General features: G+C 49.6%; 18 protein-coding genes. 16 read left to right on the plus strand and 2 right to left on the minus strand.

Annotated elements, in window-relative coordinates:
• Positions 1-153: 153 nt before the first annotated feature.
• Positions 154-963, minus strand: coding sequence for a methyltransferase domain-containing protein (locus NSQ80_RS04230; protein WP_339301492.1), 810 nt, complete (start codon positions 961-963; stop codon positions 154-156).
• A 309-nt stretch (positions 964-1,272) separates the two neighbouring features.
• Between NSQ80_RS04230 and NSQ80_RS04235 the strand changes: the two genes are divergently transcribed.
• The 4 genes from NSQ80_RS04235 (at position 1,273) to NSQ80_RS04250 (ending at position 4,355) form a co-directional block, all read left to right on the plus strand.
• On the plus strand, positions 1,273-2,022 hold the full coding sequence (locus tag NSQ80_RS04235) for a carbohydrate-binding protein (protein ID WP_260069718.1): 750 nt from the start codon (positions 1,273-1,275) through the stop codon (positions 2,020-2,022).
• 311 nt (positions 2,023-2,333) lie between these two features.
• A complete protein-coding gene (locus NSQ80_RS04240; protein ID WP_339302158.1) occupies positions 2,334-3,254 on the plus strand; it encodes a tRNA-dihydrouridine synthase in 921 nt (306 codons plus the stop codon).
• Between the two features lie 188 nt (positions 3,255-3,442).
• On the plus strand, positions 3,443-3,631 hold the full coding sequence (locus NSQ80_RS04245; RefSeq protein WP_339301495.1) for a HAMP domain-containing sensor histidine kinase: 189 nt from the start codon (positions 3,443-3,445) through the stop codon (positions 3,629-3,631).
• A 1-nt stretch (position 3,632) separates the two neighbouring features.
• The gene (locus NSQ80_RS04250) at positions 3,633-4,355 is read left to right on the plus strand and encodes an MFS transporter (protein WP_339301497.1); all 723 of its coding nucleotides are present in this window, start codon (positions 3,633-3,635) and stop codon (positions 4,353-4,355) included.
• 59 nt (positions 4,356-4,414) lie between these two features.
• Here NSQ80_RS04250 and NSQ80_RS04255 read toward each other — a convergent pair whose 3' ends face one another.
• The gene (locus NSQ80_RS04255) at positions 4,415-4,999 is read right to left on the minus strand and encodes a GNAT family N-acetyltransferase (protein WP_036644885.1); all 585 of its coding nucleotides are present in this window, start codon (positions 4,997-4,999) and stop codon (positions 4,415-4,417) included.
• 155 nt (positions 5,000-5,154) lie between these two features.
• Here NSQ80_RS04255 and NSQ80_RS04260 point away from each other — a divergent pair, with 155 nt between their 5' ends.
• From NSQ80_RS04260 to NSQ80_RS04315, 12 genes are all read left to right on the plus strand, one after another.
• Entirely contained in the window at positions 5,155-7,353 is a 2,199-nt protein-coding gene (locus NSQ80_RS04260; protein WP_339301499.1) for an ATP-dependent helicase, read from the plus strand.
• A gap of 267 nt (positions 7,354-7,620) precedes the next feature.
• Positions 7,621-8,592 (plus strand): sugar ABC transporter permease, encoded by a 972-nt coding sequence (locus NSQ80_RS04265; protein WP_323079272.1) that lies wholly within the window; start codon positions 7,621-7,623, stop codon positions 8,590-8,592.
• Between the two features lie 4 nt (positions 8,593-8,596).
• Positions 8,597-9,475 (plus strand): carbohydrate ABC transporter permease, encoded by an 879-nt coding sequence (locus NSQ80_RS04270; RefSeq protein ID WP_036644887.1) that lies wholly within the window; start codon positions 8,597-8,599, stop codon positions 9,473-9,475.
• A gap of 37 nt (positions 9,476-9,512) precedes the next feature.
• On the plus strand, positions 9,513-11,027 hold the full coding sequence (locus NSQ80_RS04275) for an extracellular solute-binding protein (RefSeq protein ID WP_260069724.1): 1,515 nt from the start codon (positions 9,513-9,515) through the stop codon (positions 11,025-11,027).
• 106 nt (positions 11,028-11,133) lie between these two features.
• Positions 11,134-13,437, plus strand: a complete 2,304-nt coding sequence (locus tag NSQ80_RS04280) for a helix-turn-helix domain-containing protein (protein ID WP_339301501.1) — start codon at positions 11,134-11,136, stop codon at positions 13,435-13,437.
• Between the two features lie 74 nt (positions 13,438-13,511).
• Entirely contained in the window at positions 13,512-14,861 is a 1,350-nt protein-coding gene (locus NSQ80_RS04285; protein WP_323079269.1) for a sodium-dependent transporter, read from the plus strand.
• A 447-nt stretch (positions 14,862-15,308) separates the two neighbouring features.
• The gene (gene ltrA / locus NSQ80_RS04290; RefSeq protein WP_339301504.1) at positions 15,309-16,727 is read left to right on the plus strand and encodes a group II intron reverse transcriptase/maturase; all 1,419 of its coding nucleotides are present in this window, start codon (positions 15,309-15,311) and stop codon (positions 16,725-16,727) included.
• A gap of 144 nt (positions 16,728-16,871) precedes the next feature.
• Complete coding sequence (locus tag NSQ80_RS04295) at positions 16,872-17,315, plus strand: MarR family transcriptional regulator (protein ID WP_009224567.1); 444 nt, start codon at positions 16,872-16,874, stop codon at positions 17,313-17,315.
• Between the two features lie 114 nt (positions 17,316-17,429).
• Positions 17,430-17,615 (plus strand): hypothetical protein, encoded by a 186-nt coding sequence (locus tag NSQ80_RS04300; protein ID WP_339301506.1) that lies wholly within the window; start codon positions 17,430-17,432, stop codon positions 17,613-17,615.
• A 115-nt stretch (positions 17,616-17,730) separates the two neighbouring features.
• Positions 17,731-18,072, plus strand: a complete 342-nt coding sequence (locus tag NSQ80_RS04305; RefSeq protein ID WP_009224569.1) for a DUF485 domain-containing protein — start codon at positions 17,731-17,733, stop codon at positions 18,070-18,072.
• Positions 18,073-18,077: 5 nt separating this feature from the next.
• Positions 18,078-19,592: a cation acetate symporter gene (locus NSQ80_RS04310; protein WP_339301508.1), complete on the plus strand. Its 1,515-nt coding sequence runs from the start codon at positions 18,078-18,080 to the stop codon at positions 19,590-19,592.
• A gap of 480 nt (positions 19,593-20,072) precedes the next feature.
• Positions 20,073-20,708 carry a glycoside hydrolase family 11 protein gene (locus tag NSQ80_RS04315; RefSeq protein ID WP_036644891.1) on the plus strand — a complete coding sequence of 212 codons (636 nt, stop codon included), beginning with the start codon at positions 20,073-20,075 and terminating at the stop codon, positions 20,706-20,708.
• The last annotated feature ends 82 nt before the right edge of the window (positions 20,709-20,790 follow it).

A 20,790-nucleotide genomic window follows, 5' to 3' on the forward strand; every position in this document is an offset into this window, starting at 1 on the left:
AATAAAATCTGATTTTGGAAAATCGCAGATGGGGATTTTTTCAGAAGATTTGGTTCTCCTGATCAAATTATTTCTGTCAAGGAGGAAGTGACCAGATAGACACAAGAGGGGCGGAGAACCCCTCTTTTTTTGTTAGTCTAGTGAGCTGATCTTCTAGGCAATCAATTTCGTCATGGCATGTTTGTGAGGAATCCCTGAGGAATGGCAGTCGAACACAATTTCTGAGCTATCTTTGATCAGCCAGTTGTGATAATGGGAGAGCAATTCACCAGAGTACCATTTATAGGCATGGGGCTCTTTTTCGGGAGGTGGAGCGATAAACGGTTTATGTACGAACACATTCAAGACGTGCAGGCCGTTTTCATTCGTGAATTGCTTATAATTTTCAAAGATGTCTTTACGATACTCCGGTTTGATGTAGTGAAGCACCCCGCTGGAAAAGATGATGTCGTAATAAGTATCTAAACGGTAATCTAAAATATCTGCCTTAAAGACATGAACATGAACGCCGGCTTGTTCAGCAAGTTTCCTCGTTTTCTCAATTCCGGCATCCGAAACATCAAAGGCGCTGACATCATATCCATTTCGTGCAAAGAAGACCGCGTCTTTCCCTTCGCCGCATCCCACATCCAGTAATTTTAAGTGTTTGGTTGGCGGCATAAGTTGTAAGACCTGATAACAGGCTTGATTCGGCACAGTCCCCCAGTAATATTCTTGCGTCTTATACGCATCCTCATAAATCGTAATCCGTTTGTCTTGCGAGGCATAGCCCAGAAGTTTGTCGATGCTGACTTCCAGGGTTCTGGATAACGGGGGTAAGAGCGATATATCAGGCATCGTCTGGGCATTTTCCCATTTGGATATGGCTTGAAAAGAAACCCCGAGGATTTGTGCCAATTCTTCTTGCGTAAGCCCCTTCTCTTTGCGGTAGATACTTATGTTTCTCGCCAATTGTTCCTTCATGTTATCTCACGCTCCTTCATGTACCCCATTGTAGGGGCGCCGCCCGGAATGAACAATAACCTCCTATTTGAATTTTTCTCAGATTCAACTACCCGTTGAGAAAAAAATAAGGTTTGGGGGCGTCCAGGTAGTCGGAAGATTTATTTAGGACTTAAGCACCATTGGAATTATTTTCATATTTTTGTATGATCGAAATGTAAATATTTCTTTTATTTAACAATATATGAAAATATAGAATAGAAAGCGATTACAATTTTGTGGCTCATATCCGGAGTGAGTCGCAAATTATTTATACTAGGAGGTATTCAAATGATTAGTAGAAAGGTCTCTATTAAAGCCGCATCACTTATGGTCGCTTTAGCCGTATTCCTATCTACATTTTTCGCAGTTCTTCCAGCGAGTGCAGCCTCCAGAGGAGCATGGGCTCCAAATACTTCCTATGCAGTCAACGATACCGTAACTTATAACGGAAGTACTTATACTTGTATTCAAGCGCATACTTCCCTCGTCGGTTGGGAACCCCCGGTTGTTCCTGCTTTATGGTCGTTAAGCGGCGGCGGCGGTGGAACTACACCAACCCCACCACCAACAACCCCGCCTTCCACAGTAACAAAACCAGCGGAAGTTCCGAGCCGCATCTGGACCTATGTGATGAATGCGGATAATGCCTATGGCAAAGGCGGAGATTTTGCTTTATTGCTAAGCGCCGTGATCAAGAAGGAAAGCTACTTTGGAGATGGTTTATCGGGCAGTCCCTCAGCCGGCGACGGATTGATGCAGGTTGAACCCAACACGCGGAATGCGTATTTATCTCAATTTAGTGCGAAATATGGCCATGCCTATAATCACAACAGTGAGCAGGATCAGGTATATATGGGTGCACTGATTTTGAATGAGAAGATTGTTCGATTCGGCAGCATCTATAACGGCTTATTGCACTATAACGGGGGAGATTATTGGTATCCGGGTGCTACGGATTCCTATGGCCGCCCGATTCTGGCCGACCAATATGCAAATACCGTTTACGCTCAGTATAAGAGCTATGGCGGCAGATACTAAGGCGTAGAGGATAACAAGATCTACCTAAACGTCTGGTTTGGGTGGGTCTTGTTTTTGTTTTTTTAATTACCTATAGCCGCTTCCAAGGCTTCTGCACCTGGCCGTCATCATGCCTGAGGGCGACTTCTTTCTCCTTCAACGCTAACCCAGCTTCGATCCTGCTACTTTTCCCGGAGCTTGCATGCATGACCATTTGAAGAAAGTGGGGATGATTATATAATAGATAAGGTATTATAACGAGAGGATTTGAGGTTGAAGTGAACCGAAATTTTTGGCGTGATTTACCGCGGCCTTTTTTTATACTTGCACCAATGGAAGATGTGACGCATGTGGTGTTTCGTCATGTCGTGAGTCAAGCAGGCAGACCGGACGTCTTCTTCACGGAGTTTGCCAATACGGAGAGCTATTGTCACCCGGAGGGGAATCATAGCGTACGCGGGCGTCTGCTCTTTACCGAAGATGAACAACCGATCGTGGCGCATATATGGGGCGATAAGCCGGAGTATTTTGCAAAGATGAGTATCGGTATGGCCAAGCAAGGATTCCAGGGGATCGATATCAATATGGGGTGCCCGGTTCCGAATGTGGCCACCAATGGGAAGGGGAGCGGCTTAATTCTCCGTCCTACGGTTGCCGCCGAAGTGATCCAAGCCGCCAAGGCCGGGGGATTGCCTGTAAGCGTGAAGACGAGACTTGGTTTCAACGAGGTGGAGGAATGGCGGGATTGGTTGACCCATATTTTGAAGCAAGACATTGTGAATCTGTCGATCCACCTGCGCACCCGAGAAGAAATGAGCCAAGTTGCGGCCCACTGGGAATTGATTCCGGAAATTAAGGCGCTTCGAGATCAAGTGGCACCACAGACCCTGCTTACGATTAATGGAGACATTCCGGACCGGCAAACCGGTTTGAAGCTGGCAGAACAGTATGGGGTGGATGGGATCATGATTGGAAGAGGGATTTTTAAGAACCCATTTGCCTTTGAAAAAGAGCCGAGAGAGCATAGCACTACCGAATATCTTGATCTGTTAAGACTGCATTTGGATCTCCATGATCAGTATTCCGAACAATTGGAGGCGCGTCCGTTCAAGGCGCTGCAACGTTTTTTCAAGGTTTATGTCAAAGGGTTCCGCGGGGCAAGTGAATTAAGAAATCAGTTGATGAGCACAACGTCAACCGATGAAGTGCGGAAGATGCTAGATGAGTTTGCTGAGCAGACGGTCAGTGACTAGAGTGAGCCTAAAGCAAAAACAGGTCAATTATGGTAGAACACCCATGCTCTGAAAGAATGTGCCGAATGGCGTCAATCTCTCGTCCACCCACAGATCGAGCTTCTGAATGACACGGTCAACGGCTCCTCGGTCGGAGATCCGGTGCATTCTTCGTGCGATCTCCAGATTTTCCACCACGGATGCGGCGCATGTTTGATAAATTTTACCAAGGCGATCCCTCCCGTTCCATGACGGGGACCGGATTGGGATTAACCATTGTCAAGCGCATTATCGATCTGTGCGAGGGGACAGTTGAGGTAGACAGCGAACTTGGAGTAGGCTCGGTATTTACGATTCGGCTGCCGCTTGGTATAGATCTCCAATCTAAGGGACCATAAAATGACGCCCCACATCACTCTCAATTTCAGGGTGAAGGGGCGTCTTCGTCTGTTCACTTCTCATTTCAGCAGCGGCAAAAAAATCTCATCTACGATCTCTTCCATGGTCGCCATGGAGACGGGTTCTAAAGTAATCAACCACTCATGTCTCACGAGATCTACAGGACTCTCTTCCTATGCAGGCATGTTGTTATTGCCGCTCTACTATCAACAGGTTCGTGGTCAGAGCGTGCTTGCTTCAGGGTTACTATTGATTCCTCAAGGCGTCGGGATGTTAATGACCCGCTCCTTGGCAGGGAAACTGACGGATACCATCGGCTCCCGATGGGTGGTTCTCGGTGGTACCATTCTGACGCTGCTCGGAACCCTTCCCTTTGCCTTGGGGGCAGCCGATACCAGCGAGGTTCTGCTGGCGATCTCCCTGATTGTCCGCGGCGGAGGACTTGGGGGCCTGATGCTCCCCATCATGGCAACCGCCTATGAGGGATTATCTAAGGAATTGATTCCGCATGCCAGCAGCGCGACCCGGATCCTCCAACAAATTGGGGGTGCGTTTGGAGCTTCTGTTTTTGCCGTCATCTTACAGAATCAAATTAACGCCCAATCCGTTCACGATATCTCAACGCTGAATACAGCTTTTAACCATACCTTTATGTGGTCAGTGGGCTTCACGATTGTATCGCTTGTGTTTATTTTCTTCTTGCCTCATAAGAAAAGAGCCTAAACTCAAGAAGACACTCGGAATTCTTCCGGGTGTCTTCTTTATTTCAAACAGCTGATAGTCTAAAACTCAACCCCGCGAACCTTCGAAAATACCATGGTATCCCTTAGCGAACCATCAACCGCACATGCATCGTTACGTAGAATTCCTTCCAATCTAAAGCCCAAGCGTTCGGCTACTCTTGCACTCCGTGTATTACGTGAGTCACATCTGATCTCAATACGATTGGCGTGCAGCTCTTCTAAGGAAAAACGCGTAATGGCATTTACGGCTTCGGTTACGTAACCTTGTCTTTCAAAAGAGGTACGCACCCAATATCCAATTTCAAATTTACGTGCCTGCCAATCGATTCGATGGAGACCACTGCTGCCAACGATTTGACCTGTATTCTTATGTACTAGAATAAGCCTCAGATCTTTACGTTCTAGGAAGTGCAATCGGGCTCGTCGTATGTCTGCCTCGGATTGTTCGATCGTTGAGATGCTTTGTGCCCAGGGCATCCACGGCCGTAATTGCTCAATACTCTCTTTAACAGCCTCATTTATGGCCGCTCCATCTCCCCATAATGGCGCACGGATCAATAAGCGCTCACTTTCGAAGCTTTCAGGGAACTCTATTAATATTGGATCCATATTTGTAGTGCCCATTATCTCCACACTCCCAGAAAATATTTCCAATCAGCATATCATATGCATTGATTTTTACTCAAGTGGAAGTTAATCATGATGACTAGGAGATGTCATTCTAGCAAAATTGAGTTATAGTAGGTAATGCAATCGGAACATTCGAAAGGGCAGTCATCATGAACAAAGCAAATTCCTTCTTCCTTCGCAAGAACGAAGAATTAGGTGTTGAATTAAATGAAATCCAGAAGCAAGCGGTCCTTCAAACAGAGGGACCCTTGCTTTTGTTAGCTTCACCGGGATCGGGGAAGACCACAACGATCATTATGCGGATCGGGTATCTGATCGAGGAGAAGGGGGTTCCTCCCAGAAGGATCAAGGCGGTAACGTTTAGCCGCGCTTCGGCGAACGATATGAAGGAGCGGTTTAAAGCCTTTTTCCCAGAGCTGACGCCTGTTGATTTCTCCACGATTCATAGCCTGGCTTACGAGGTGGTGCGAGAGCATTTCCGTGCGACCCAGACGCCGTTCCAGATCATCGAAGGCGATATCGACGCGGCCCAGCAAGAAACCAGCGGTTCGGAGCAACTCCCGCTACACAAGAAGATCATATTGCGGAATCTCTTTAAAGCGATAGCCGGAGAGAATATTACGGATGACCAGTTAGATGAGCTGACGACCTATATTAGCTTTATCAAAAATAAAATGATCCCCTCCGAGCAATGGTCTAAGGTCAAAGTAGAGGTGCCCCATGCCGAACGGATCTTGCGGGAGTACGAGCTCTTTAAGCAGTCTGGCACCCGGTCGCTGCTGCTTGATTATGACGACATGCTGGTGGTTTGCGAACGGATTCTGGCGGAGAATGAAGGGGTGCTTCGCAGGTATCAGGGGCGTTATGATTATGTCCTCACAGATGAGAGCCAGGATACGTCCAGGGTGCAGCATGCGATTATCGAGAAGCTGGTGCATAAGCATCGTAACTTATGCGTCGTTGCCGACGATGATCAGAGCTTGTACAGCTGGCGAGGGGCGGATCCTGCGTATTTGCTGAACTTCAAGCAAGTCTATCCGGAGGCGGCGATTTTGTTTATGGAGCAAAATTACCGCTCTTCCCCGGATATCGTGGACGTCGCCAACACGTTTATCCAGCGCAATCAGGACCGATACCCGAAAAAGATGTTCACCGAGAATCCCCCGCATAAGCCAATTGAGATTCGCTGCTTGGACGATTACGGCGATCAGGCCAAATATCTGGCGAAAGAGATTCAGCAGATCGAGAACCTTGCCGAGGTGGCGATCCTTTATCGGAATAATTCCTCATCCATCGCTTTAATGAACGAATTTGATCGTGCGGGCATTCCTTTTTATATGAAGGATGCGGATAACCGGTTCTTTTCCCATTGGGTTGTCGAGGATATCCTGAATTTCATGCGGATGACGTTCACGGATAAACGTCCCGATATTCTGGAGAAAATCCATCTGAAATTTAATGGTTATATCAGCAAGGAGCAGATGGCGGCGCTGCTCAAGATCCAGAATGACGAATCGGTCTTTGATAATCTGCTGAATCGGGTGCCGTTGAAGGATTATCAAGTGAAGCAGCTGCAGATGTGCAAGGAAACGTTTCAGGAAATGAAGGGGATGCCGCCGCTGCATGCCATTCACGTGATCCGCGATCGCTTGGGCTATGAGAAAGCCCTTGAGAAGATTTGCGAGTGGAAGGGGTTCCGCATGGAATATCTGATCGGCATCCTGAACACGCTGGAGGAAATTGCGGCGGGGCTACATACCATGGAGGAGTTTGCCGCCAGATTAAAATACCTGGAGTCTGCCTTGCGAACGGCAAGGTCCAAGCGAGGGCAAAATGCCGTCACCTTCTCGACAATGCACAGCTCCAAGGGCCTGGAGTTCGAGCGAGTGTATATGATCGATCTTGTTGAGGGGATCATCCCGTCTAAGGCGGATAAGGAGAACGCGGAAATGATGGAGGAGGCGACCCGGCTGTTTTATGTGGGGATGACCCGGGCGAAGAAGCATCTGGAGCTTCTGACTTACAAGAAACGGGATGGGGTAGAGGTGACGGAGTCGAGGTTCGTGGCATCCGTCAGGTACATCCAACTTCCATCCCAAGCGTCCGCGGCTTCATCCGTGGCTTCGCCACCCATGCCCGCTCTATCGCAGGACAACCCCAACGCCATCCGAAATCTGGCCGAGCTAAGGGAAGGGGAATCCATTGTCCATCGGGCTTTCGGAAAAGGCATGATCGTTCAAGTGAACGGGGAACGGGTTCATATCCGGTTTGAGACCGGGGAAAAAGCCTTATCAACGACCACCTGTCTCCAAATGGGCTTGTTGGAGCGAGCAGAAGGTGCATCATAGCGATCGCCACCCCAATCGCACCGGCTATACACAAGTATACCGCTAAGAAATAAGCATCTGCTTAAACAGGTTTAAGCAGGAGAGACGCTGATCATTTCAGCGTCTTTTTTTTATCAACCGCCCTGCAAGAATAATCAATTCCAGGAAATGTACTGCCAATCCTGAATTTCCTTCATTCTACCCGCCTGCAAAAATAAGCGATTGCTGGAAATTGACGGGCATCTTAGAGTGATTACATCGAACATCAAAGGGAAAGGAGAGGGAAACATGGCTTCCTCCTTGGAACCGATTACAAAACGGACAACGCCTGTAACCAGGGCCCGCAGTCACCGGCTGCGACAAATTGGGAAAATCCTGATCCGGGATAAATTCCTTTATGTGTTGGCACTACCGGGCCTGCTGTACTTTCTGATCTTCAAATACGTTCCGATGTGGGGAATCATCATCTCATTTCAGAACTATTCGCCTTATCAGGGGGTGTTGGCCAGTCCTTGGGTGGGACTGGAGCATTTCCGGCGGTTTTTCTCCAATCCTGATTTCTTTATGTTGTTTCGAAATACGCTCGCAATTAACACGTTGTCGCTCATCTTCTTTTTTCCGCTGCCCATTCTACTCTCCTTGATGCTCAACGAAGTGAGGCAGCAGGCTTATAAGAAAATTGTACAATCCATCGTTTATCTGCCGCATTTCTTATCTTGGGTCATTATTGTAGGGATTACCTTCATTTTGTTCTCAACGGGAGATGGAGCGGTTAATCAAATGTTGGTGAGTTTGGGCTTTGAGAAAATCGATTTTCTCACCAGTAAAAATTATTTCTGGGCCATGCTCACCGCCCAATCCATCTGGAAGGATGCCGGGTGGGGAACGATTATCTTCTTAGCAGCGATGGCCAGCATAGATCCGCAGCTCTACGAGGCGGCCAAAATCGATGGGGCGGGCCAGTTCCGCCAAATGTGGAATGTTACGCTGCCCGGCATCCGCTCGGTCATTGTGATTTTGCTGATTCTGCGCATGGGTCACATTATGGATGTCGGCTTCGAGCAAGTGTTCCTCATGATGAACGGGGCCGTCTCAGAGGTGGCCGACGTCTTCGATACGTATGTGTATCGTCTAGGCGTGAAGCAGGGACAATTTAGTTACAGTACGGCCGTTGGTTTATTTAAGTCGATGGTGGGATTGATTCTCGTCATTGGGACGAACAAGCTGGCTAAGAAGTTTGGCGAGGAAGGGGTGTACTAACCGGATGAGTTATCGCAGCCGTGATCGGATGTTTCAAGCCGTTAATGCCATCCTGCTCGGCATCATCAGCCTGATTACGTTTTTTCCGTTATACTACGTGTTTGTCGTTTCGTTTACGGAACCGTCCGCGTACCGTTCCAGCGAACTTCAACTGTTTCCCAAACAGTGGAGCCTGGATTCTTATAAATACTTAATGTCCACCAATGCATTCTTAAACGCTACCGGCAACAGCGTCTTTCTGGCGCTGGTTGGCACGGCGCTTAGCTTGTTAATTACCTCTTGCTTGGCCTATGCGATTTCTCGTAAGCGCTTGCTGGGGCGGAAAGTCATCATGCTGCTGATCTTACTGACCACGTTGTTTAATCCTGGCATCATCCCGCCTTATTTGCTGGTCCGTGACCTGCACCTGATCAATAGCATTTGGTCCCTGATTCTCCCGGTGCTGACCAATGGGTGGTACGTCCTCCTGATGAAAGGATTTTTTGACAGTATCCCAACCAGTCTGGAGGAGGCGGCCCGAATTGACGGCTGCAATGATGTCAGCGTGTGGTATCGCGTCATTCTTCCCTTGTCGCTGCCTTCGCTGGCGGCATTTGGGTTGTTTTACGCCGTGGCTTATTGGAACACCTTCTTTACGGCGCTTCTTTATATCAACGAGTTCTCCAAGCAGCCTCTCCAAGTGTTGCTGCAAAATATGCTCATCGATGCTTCAACCGCTGCCGGGGGTTCCGTTGCGGCGGAAATGATGTCCGAGCAGCGAATTCCGCCGGAGACGCTGAAAATGGCGGCCGTAGTGATCGCGACCGTTCCGATTCTACTCGTGTATCCCTTTTTGCAGAAGCATTTTGCCAAAGGGGCCATGGTGGGTTCGGTCAAGGAATAGTCTTATCTATTTATTCGAATAGGGAGGTCAATGCGTCATGCAAAAAAAGAGTTTCGTCTTGTTGAGTGTCACCTTGCTCGTGAGTCTGTTGCTATCCGCTTGTTCAGCTGGCACGAAGTCGGGATCCAGCGGTTCGGAGGGCTCGACCAAGCCGCTGGAGGTAAGCATTATGACCATGTATTACACGCCGGAGCCTCCGGGACCGGATAATGTGGTCGTCAAAGAATTCGAGAAGCGGACCAATACCAAGTTGAATATCACCTGGGTCTCTCCCAATAACTATGGGGATAAAGTGAATGTCACCTTGGCTTCCGGCGATATTCCGGATCTCATCCTGCTGGATGACCCGTTTAATGCGCAAGTGCGGGGGATGGTGGCGCAAGGTGCCTTCTGGGATCTGACCCCGTATCTTCAGGACTACCCGAACTTAATGCAGTACCCCAAAGAATCCTGGGAAAACACGAAGCAGGCTGACGGTAAAAACTACGGCATCCCGCGTCCGCGCCCTACCGATGGCGGAGGGTTCACTTACCTGCGTAAGGACTGGCTGGATAAGCTGAAGCTGGACGTTCCAACCACGACCGACGAGCTCTATGAAGTGCTTAAAGCGTTCGTTGAGCAAGACCCGGACGGAAATGGGAAGAAGGATACGATCGGGTATATCGGGTTTGTGGATCAAAACGGGATGGCCAATTTCGGTCAGCTTCAGAACAGCTTCACCCAAGTGAACGGCGAGTGGAAGTTGATCGACGGCAAGCTGGTGAACGTCAACCTGTTGCCTGAAGTCAGAGAGAGTCTGGTTTGGCTGAATCGGGCTTATACGGAAAAGCTGATTCCGGAGGATTTTGCCGTATTAAAAAATACGCAGTCCAAGGACTTGCTCAAATCGAATCGCGGCGGCGGGTTCCAGGATACGGTGGAGGCGGCTTGGGAGCCTACGGAAGAGCTGCGTAAAACGATTCCTGAAGCCGACTTCCTGCCCTTGGTTTCGCTGAACGGGTATTCCAATAAAGACAGCGGATTTTTCGGGATGTTTGCGATTCCCAAAACCGTTCCCGAAGACAAAATGAAGCAGCTGCTGAAGCTGATGGATTATGGGGCAAGCCAGGAAGGAAGCGACTTGGCCAACTTCGGCTTCAAGGATGTGCACTATACCGAGGAGAACGGCATCAAATTAGCGACGCCGCAAGCCCAGAAGGATATTGTCGCTCAGCAGGCGCTGGGTCAAATTTTTCTGAAATATGATCCCTACCTCCGGGCTTATCGTACAGGAATGCCGCTTGATGTCCTGGAACGGAACAAGAAAATTATCGACGAGAAAGCGAAAATCAGCATTGGGGATCCGGCGATCGGACTGTATTCGGAGACCAGCACCTTAGTAGGGACGGAGCTGCGCAAGAAAATTCAAGATATGAAAACCAAGGTGATGATGGGGAAAGAACCGATCAGCGCTTGGGATGAATACGTGGAGAAATTGAAGGCGGATCCGGATTTGCTCAAAATTACCGAAGAGATGAACGAAGCCTATCAGAAACGTGCAAAAAGTGAATAATGACCCAGCCCCCGAGACCAAAAATATGGTTTTCGGGGGATTTTCCTCGTTTCCATCTATAGTAAGATAGGGAGTACCAATGGAAACTACGGAAAGGCGGGGATTTATGAAGAAGAGCCATTTTTTTCGAAGAAGCTTATTTTTGGTGTTATGTGTCACCAGCCTGCCCACCGTGATTATAGGGATTACGTTCTACATCGCTGGCCGTGCCTATATGGAAAATGAAATCACGCGTCATCATGACGCTTTATTGGTGAAGACAATTGATCGAATGAACGAAAATTTAGCCCAACTGGAGCTGGCTGCGACGCAGTGGTCCTTGGACAGTCGTCTGGACGGAAGGCTCGGAGAGATTGATTTAATTGACGAATATAACGTGACGCATAACCTTTATCGTTTTTTGGGGGTCATGAAAGGAGCCTATCCTTTAATTGACCAAGTCTATTTGTATTTAGACCGGCAGAAGCCGGTGATCGTATCGGATATTGAAGGGATCGTCCCAGTGACCGATGTCCGGCAACAGAAGCAATTTCACGGGTTGCTGCAGCAAGGCAGAGCGGAGTTTTGGCAGTTCGACTTAACGAAGGTAAACGGAAAAGGGGCAGGCCCTTATGTGGCTCTCGTCCATAAGCTGCCGAGTATCGGCAAGCCATACGGCGCGCTGATTTTTTATTTGGATCAGTCGAAGCTGGTGCAAATGGTGGAAGGCATGTCGGTTGATAATGAGGGCGCTTCCTTTTTGATGGGGAAGGATGGCTCGCTGCTGGTCTCCCCGTCGTCCCTGAACCGGAAGAATGCGGAGCTGGAGCTTGCCGTGCAGGAGAGCGTCATGCTGAGGAAGGAGAAGACCGGCTCTTATCTATTTGAATGGAAAGATAAATCCTATTTGATCTCTTACGGGGAATATTCCCGCTTAGGCGAACCTTGGAGATACGTCACCACGATGCAGCTGTCGCAACTCACCGCGCCGATCGTGATTATCTCCCGAATTATTTTGGGGATGGGAGGCGTCGGGCTGATCGTGGCTTGTCTGTTCTCCTGGATGGCTTCGCATCGGCTCTACCGTCCAATCCGCCGGTTGGTTCGCCTGGTCAAAACGCAGAAGCCGGACCCCGGGTCTGAGGTAGGAGATGAATTGGACTATATCGCCAACCAGTGGAACCATTTGAGCGAAGAACGTAAAGCCTTGGAGACGAAGCTGAAGCAAGCGTATCCCTCGCTGAGGGCCGCTTTTATGATGCAGCTGGTGCAGGGGCATGTTTACTCGCTGAAGGAGCCGGAAATCCGTGCAAGGTTAGAGACCTTTGGATGGTCATCGGAATCGCAGTGGTTTGGGCTTATGCTGGCGCGGGTCACGGGGGTGTCCAAAGCAGACAACCGTTTTATGGAGAACGATGAATATCTGGTCTCCTTCGCCGCGGCCAACATCGCACAGGAAATGGTGCGAAGCCGGGGCATTCAGGCGGAAATTATCCATTTCCATGACCTCACCGTGGGGATCCTGCTCTCTTTTCCGTCCGAAACAAGAAAACCGCATGTCAAGGAAGAGCTGTTCAGCTTGGCGGAGGATTTAGTCCGTACAATCAGTTCGCTGCTTAAGATGCAAACGACGATTTGCATTGGCCGGTTAACCAACGAGATCAAGGATATTCCGGAAATGCTGCCGTTTCTCCAGAACGCGATTCTTTATCGGGATCTAAAGGAACAATGCCAGGTGCTTGATTTAGAGGAGATTCTGCCCTATACGCCACAAGAGGTTCATTATCCCTTTGCTTTGGAGAAGGAACTGCTTCAAGCGTTGCGGATGGGGCAATGCGAGCAGGCGATGCAGCTGATCGAGGCATTTATCTCGGAGCTGGTCCTGCATTCGGGCAAAGAGAAGCTGCTGAAGGAAGGCGTGATGCAGGTGCTGGGAAGCATCATGCATACGTTATTGGAGACCGGCTACCAGCCTCACCAGTTATACGAAGGTGACAACCCGTTTGAGCAATTAAATCAAATTCGGGAGCCGGAGCAGATCGTGCGTTTTTTTCAACAAAAAATCATCCTCCCGTATGCGCAGAAGTTAAGCGAGGATCAGACGGCCCGAGCGAAGCCGCTCATCGAACAGGTGACGGTAATGCTGAAGGATCAGTTCGCAGAAGGGATTTCGCTCGAAGCGTGCGCGCATCATTTTAATACAACGCCATATACGCTTAGCCGCTTGTTCAAACAGGTGACCGGCATGAATTTCATCGATTATTTAACGGCCCTCCGGATCGATAAGGCGAAGGAACTGCTCAGCGACTCGGATATGAAAGTGAATGAGATTGCAGAGCAGGTTGGGTTACAACCTTCCTATTTTATCCGGCTATTTAAAAGGTTTGAACAGATTACGCCGGGACAATACCGCGAGAAAATCATGAAATAAAGTAAAAATTTCATATCCCTCACTGCATCCTTTTTCATTATAATAGAGAAATATAATAAGATTTGGGGGTCGTCATGAAAACAACACAAACTCAGCTAGGCCAAGGGCGGAATGAGCGTTTCTCTTCTGCCGGTTTTATCTTGGCTGCGATTGGCAGTTCCGTAGGTCTCGGAAATATGTGGAAATTCCCGTATATTACGGGCGAACACGGAGGGGCTGCCTTCTTCCTTCTCTTTATTATCTGTTTGATCTTGATTGGCTTGCCTCTGCTGTTGGCGGAGCTGGCCATTGGGCGGGCAGGACGCGGAAGTGCGTCTACCTCCTTTGTTAAAGCCGGCGGTCCTAAAGTGTTTGGCCGTCTCGGGCTGCTGCAAGTCATCGCTCCATTTCTCATCCTGAGCTTCTATGTCATCGTTGCCGGCTGGACGCTTCATTATGCTGTTCAGTCCTTCAGCGGAAGTCTATATGTCAATTCCGACTATAGCGGGCAATTCGGCTCGTTCACCCAAGGCCTGATGCCGCTCGTATGGCAAGCGGTGTCTGTGCTGGTTACCGCCATTGTGGTAGGGAAAGGGATCTCCGGCGGCATTGAAAAGTTCAATAAAGTGCTGATTCCGGGTCTTGTTGTTCTTCTGATCATTTTGATGATTCGGGCATTAACCTTACCGGGAGCTGGGGAGGGCGTCTCCTTCTTCCTTCAACCGGATTTCTCGAAGTTGAGTCCGGAGGCGGCTTTGGTTGCGCTGGGACATGCCTTCTTCTCGTTATCGCTGGGGATGGGGATTTTGCTCACCTACGGGGCTTACGTAGATAAGCGTCAATCCCTTGGCACGGCCACGCTGGCGATCGGGGCAGGGGACTTGGTCTATGCGTTTATTGCGGGGTTGATCATTTTCCCGACGACCGCTTCTTTTGGCTTAGAGTCCAACGCCGGGCCGTCCTTGGTCTTCATCGCGCTGCCGGCTGCGTTCTCGGCTATGCCGTTTGGCGCCTTCTTCGGCGGGTTGTTCTTCATCCTGCTGGCGATTGCAGCATTGACCTCTGCGGTATCGCTGCTGGAAGTGCCGGTTACCTACGTGATGGACCGTTGGGGCTGGGGCCGCGGAATGTCCGTGACGATCATCAGCGTCCTCGTTCTGTTGGTCGGGCTGCCCTCCGTCTTGTCCTTTGGCGTCGTACCTGCTTTGATGGACATGGGCGGGAAGAACTTCTTCGACTGGCTTGATTTCATTACCTCGAATATTTTGCTGCCGGTGGGCGGCTTGATTACGACCCTCTTTGTAGGGTACTTTTGGAAAAATGCCGCGGAAGCTGCCGGGCTCAAGTCCGGTTGGTTCCGGTTATGGCTGTTTATGGTTCGGTATATCGCGCCGGTACTCGTCGTGCTTGTGCTGTTGCATACCACCGGAGTGATCAAGTTTTAGGAAGTTTAAGCAAGGGGCGCGGTCTATCGCGTCCCTTTTTTTTGGTGTGCCACGCATGGCGATTAACTAGGTGGTGAAAGTCCACTGTGGGGGTTTGTAGTTACCAACCACTAGCCAAGAGCAAGGGTGTCCACCGCGAGGTGGAATCCAAAGGAAGCTGGAGGCAAACTTCCGGCCCAAGGAACACGAACATCATCAGGCATAGGATACGGGATGAGTCTGCTAAACAAGACGAAGTCCAATTAACTACACGGACGTACCAATGTAAATGATGTGGGTATATGGAAGGAAAGTGAATCGTCTTACCGTGGGAGGTCTCATGGACGTGAGGAGATGCACTTCGAATCACGGTTGAAACAAGATTTATCATGAGAAGTCAGCAGACGCCATAGTACTGCGAACAGTCGACGGTTCGAGGGAAGGGCTGAACCTTAGGAGGTGAAGTCAATGAAAGTTACCGAAACAGGAGCCAAGGGCAGCCAACTTCCAACGGAAGACTCTCTGCAAAAGAATAGTGCGGAACACGAAGGATATGCGGGAGTGCACAGTCCTGCGAGGATAACCGAAACCGACGACACCAACGCAACCGAGTCGAAGGACCGGTTGCTTGAGAAAATCGTTAGCAGGGACAACTTGAACGAAGCATTCAAGAGAGTCAAAGCGAACAAGGGATCGCACGGAATCGACGGGATGGGAGTAGATGAACTTCTACAATATCTCAGAGACAATGGCGAGACCATCAAGCAACTGATCTTGGGCGGCAAGTACCGCCCGAATCCCGTTCGAAGGGTAGAGATTCCCAAAGAGAACGGAAAGAAGAGAAACCTTGGCATTCCAACAGTGGTTGACCGAGTCATCCAGCAGGCAATCGCCCAAGTGCTTACGCCAATTTATGAGAGGCAGTTTTCAGACAACAGCTACGGATTCCGACCCAAACGGAGCGCACACCACGCGATGAAACGAAGCCAACAATACGTGCAAGAGGGATATCGTTACGTGGTGGATATGGACTTGGAGAAATACTTTGACACCGTCAACCAAAGCAAGCTCATCGAAGTGCTTTCAAGAACGATCAAAGACGGACGAGTGATCTCGCTCATCCATAAGTATCTCCGGGCGGGAGTCGTCGTGAAGCATAAGTTTGAGGACACGGAAATCGGCGTACCGCAGGGAGGGAACCTAAGTCCGATTCTCAGCAATATCATGCTGAATGAATTGGACAAGGAACTGGAAGCAAGAGGACATCGATTCGTGGGATACGCAGACGATATGCTCATATTCTGCCGGAGCAGGAGGAGTGCGGAGCGTACCCTGACGAAAATTCTCCCTTACATCGAGAAGAAGTTGTTTCTCAAGGTAAACCGGGAGAAAACGATCGTGGACGATGCGACAAAAGTTAAATTTCTTGGCTTCTCATTCTACCAGAGCAAAGGGGAAACGCGGGTCAGAATCCATCCCAAATCCGTATCCAAGATGAAAGCTAAAGTGAAAGAGCTAACGTCGAGAAGCAACGGAATGGGCAACACCGACCGGGCGCTGAAGCTTAGGCGTTACATCATGGGATGGGTAAATTATTTCAAGCTTGCTGACATGAAACAACTACTCCAAACCACTGATAAATGGATGAGAAGGCGTATCCGAATGGTCTTCTGGAAGCAATGGAAACGAGTGAGGACGAAACTCGAAAGGCTTATATCGCTCGGAATTCATGAACAGAAGGCGTGGGAATACGCAAACACAAGAAAGGGCTATTGGAGAATCTCCAATAGCCCAATCCTCTCGAAGTCCCTCGGTAACAATAGGCTGAAGAACCTCGGATTCCTTTTCTTTTCTGATTATTATCGACAAGTTACTGCGCATTCCTAATGGAACCGCCGTATACCGAACGGTACGTACGGTGGTGTGGGAGGTCGGCTGCCCAATTAATGGGTAGCCTCCTACCCGATTTTGACTTATTTACAAAGCTTGCTATATATTTAGATAGCATGCTCTGTAAAAGGTGGTGAAGGGATGCAGCATGAAAGCAGAAAACCAATCCTGATATCTTCTTTGAAGATCATCGAGAATCAGGCTAGCAAAATCGGAGATCTTCACCTGAAGGAAGTTGGATTAACGCATAGTCAAGCCAACTTGATCTTATTTCTGGCTCATCACGCGGATCGAAAAATCCGCCAGCGGGATATTGAGGTTGCTCTCAATTTAACAAACCCAACGGTGAGCGGATTGATTAAACGGCTGGAACAGAAACAATTTATCGTACGATCTGAAGATCCAGAGGATTCGCGAGCGCGGATTATTTTGCTGACGGAAAAGGCGAAACTATTGGTGGATCAGATCTTTGAACATATACATCAAACAGAAACCAAACTGCTTGAAGGGTTTGCTGAGGAGGAAGTGAAGCTCGTGTCGAGCCTGCTAAGACGAATTGCCGAAAATGCGCTCAAAAATTTCTAACCCGGGGACCTGGAAGTAGATATGAATGATGGAGGGATGGCAATGGCAAAGCGCTCATCACAGTTTTGAGCGATTTTACGCCGCTGGCGCTCGCAGCCGGATTAGGCGCAGGTATTGGCCGACAGCGTGGCCGAGATCACGAAGATGGCCGCTCAGACCGGGTTTGGCGGATTGTATTGGACCGCAGCCATTTTGGGGATGGGCATCATCGTTGGGGCGCTGGTTCTGATCCCGTTAAGAAAAAAGAGCCCACAAAGGCACCTGAGCGGATTTCGGGTGTCTTTTTTTATCCGCATATGAATCTACCAAAAAGTTAAAAATTAAACATTTCGCAAGCCTAACCTTGCATAAAATGAATTTGAATCGCTTACATATATTGGGTGACTTACAAATTTAGAGATTTGGAGGGTGAAGGATGGCTGCGAAAGTTGCAAAAGGTGCGAAGGCCGCAAAAGCGGCGAAAGGGAAGAGCTATACCGAGGTGTGGCATTCCGCCAAGTTCAAGACGCTGATCTCCCGCAAGAAACGGTTCATTATTCCGTCGACTGTCTTTTTCCTGCTGTTTTACTTCGCGCTCCCGATCATGACCTCGTATTCGGAGGTATTGAATCAGCCGGCGATTGGCCCGATTTCCTGGGCATGGCTGTTCGCGTTCGCTCAGTTTATCATGACGTGGGCGCTGTGCATCCTGTACTCGCGTGTTGCGCGAAGGTTCGACCGGTTGGCGGATGAAATTCGGCGGGAAATGGGGGCGTAACGATCATGGCATTTACTTTATTTTGCGCGATTGTGCTGTTGACGTTGGTCATTACCTATTTTGCCGCGAAAAAAACGAACAACACCAGTGAATTCTACACCGCAGGCGGCGGGCTGAAGGGCTGGCAAAATGGAACCGCCATCGCCGGTGACTATATGTCGGCCGCGTCATTTCTCGGTATTGCCGGGTCGATCGCCTTGGTTGGGTTCGACGGATTCTTTTACAGCATCGGGTTTCTCGTTGCTTATCTTGTCGTGTTGTACCTGGTTGCGGAACCGCTGCGGAATCTGGGCAAGTATACCGTTGCTGACATGATTGCGTCCCGCTTTGCGAACAAGGAAGTCCGCGGCTTTGCGGCGCTGAATACGATTGTGATCTCGATCTTCTATATGATTGCGCAGCTTGTTGGAGCCGGGGCGCTGATCAAGCTCCTGCTGGGACTCGATTACGTCACTTCGGTGCTGATCGTTGGGGTGCTTATGACCATCTACGTTGTGTTTGGCGGGATGCATGCCACAAGCTGGGTGCAGATCACCAAAGCGATTTTGCTGATGGGCGGCACCTTCGTGATCTCGCTGATGGTCTTCGCCAAGTTTGATTTTAGCCTGACCGGCATGTTTGAGCAGATGAAGACCGCAACGCCACTCATGGAAAAGTACTTAAATCCGGGCAACAAATATAACGTGCCGCTGGAGACGATATCGCTTAACCTGGCATTGGTGCTGGGGACGGCGGGGCTGCCGCATATTTTGATCCGGTTCTTTACGGTGAAGGACGCCCGTACGGCTCGCAGCTCCGTGGTTTACGCGACTTGGATCATTGGGATCTTCTACGTGATGACGATCTTCCTTGGCTTCGGGGCCGCTGCGTTCGTTGGCACCGAGGAGATCACCGCCGTCGACAAAGCCGGCAATATGGCCGCTCCGCTGCTGGCTAGGGCGCTTGGCGGCGACTTCCTGTTCGCTTTTATCTCGGCGGTCGCGTTTGCGACGATCCTGGCTGTGGTCACCGGCCTTGTTCTGTCCGCAGCGTCGGCTTTTGCACACGACTTCTACGGACAGATCGTCCGCCGCGGCAAAGCGTCCGAAGGCGAGCAGCTGCGGATGGCTCGCTGGGCCTCGATTGGCGTATCGATCATCTCGATTCTGCTGGCTCTTTTTGCTCAGAAAATGAACGTGGCTTTCCTCGTCTCGCTGGCTTTTGCCGTTGCGGCAAGCGCTAATCTGCCGATTATCCTGTTCACCGTGTTCTGGCGAAGATTTAACCGCACGGGGGCGATATCCGGCATGCTGGTTGGTTTGTTCAGCACGATTATCCTTGTGGCGCTAAGTCCAAACGTCTGGGATCCGGAGCCGGGCAAGGCGATTCTGACCGGAACGGCTCTTTTCCCGATGACGAACCCGGGAATTATTTCCATCCCGCTCGGCTTTCTTGCTGCGTTTGTCGGCACCTTCCTGTCCCGCGAGAAAGATGAGGCGAAATACGCCGAGGTGCTGGTTAAAGCGAACACCGGAGCTTAAGCAAAGGCTAAATTGCAACCTAACGACTCCAATTGGGGTCGTTTTTTTAAGATATCAGAAAGTATAAACTTCGGGGCATTGGCATCCTGATATCGCAAGAAAAACTTCCGCTAAACGCGGTCTGTCTACTTTGAATGTACGTCGATAGACGTTTTTCTTAAGATATCAGAAAGTATAAACTTCGGGGCATTGGCATCCTGATATCGCAAGAAAAACTACCGCTAAACGCGGTCTGTCTACTTTGAATGTACGTCGATAGACGTTTTTCTTATATGTAAAAATCTAGATAAAACCTTTAATTCGTGAAGTGAAATGTATGCGCTTACCTACTATAATTTTCTATCAAAGGGGGTGATAGTTAAATGTTGGTAAAAGAGGCTCCAAGGTAGGTGATGCCCCAGGAAACGAAGCTTGACCTCGGTAAGAAGCAGGGAGCAAGAATTATTTTTGTTAGTCAAATCTATTTCTGAGGAGGAATGTTTGATGAAATTAAAAAAGAAGATGCTCACTTTACTCCTGACGGCTTCGATGAGTTTCGGTTTATTTGGGGCAACCTCGAGTGCAGCAACGGATTATTGGCAATATTGGACGGATGGCGGCGGAACGGTGAATGCGGTTAACGGGTCCGGGGGCAATTACAGCGTAACTTGGCAAAATAGCGGGAACTTCGTGGTCGGCAAAGGCTGGAGCGTAGGGTCGCCAAATCGGACGATCAATTACAATGCCGGCATCTGGGAACCTTCGGGGAACGGGTACTTGACCCTTTACGGATGGACTAGAAACTCGCTGATCGAGTATTACGTTGTCGACAGTTGGGGGACGTACCGGCCAACAGGTACTCACAAAGGAACGGTGAACAGCGACGGAGGCACCTACGATATTTATACGACCATGCGCTATAATGCGCCTTCCATTGATGGCACGCAGACGTTCCAACAGTTCTGGAGCGTGCGGCAATCGAAACGACCAACCGGCAGCAACGTCTCCATCACCTTCAGCAATCACGTGAATGCCTGGAGAAGCAAGGGCATGAACCTGGGCAGCAGCTGGTCGTACCAGGTCTTGGCGACGGAAGGCTATCAGAGCAGCGGAAGATCCAACGTCACGGTGTGGTAATGGTTCATCGCTAAATTTGGTCTCAAGGCCGTTCGGTTTGCCGCCGGCGGCCTTCACTGATCTTCAATCAAAGGGGAGCTGA

Origin of the sequence: Paenibacillus sp. FSL K6-2441, from assembly GCF_037964765.1 — a bacterium.
Taxonomy (GTDB): Bacteria; Bacillota; Bacilli; order Paenibacillales; family Paenibacillaceae; genus Fontibacillus; species Fontibacillus phoenicis.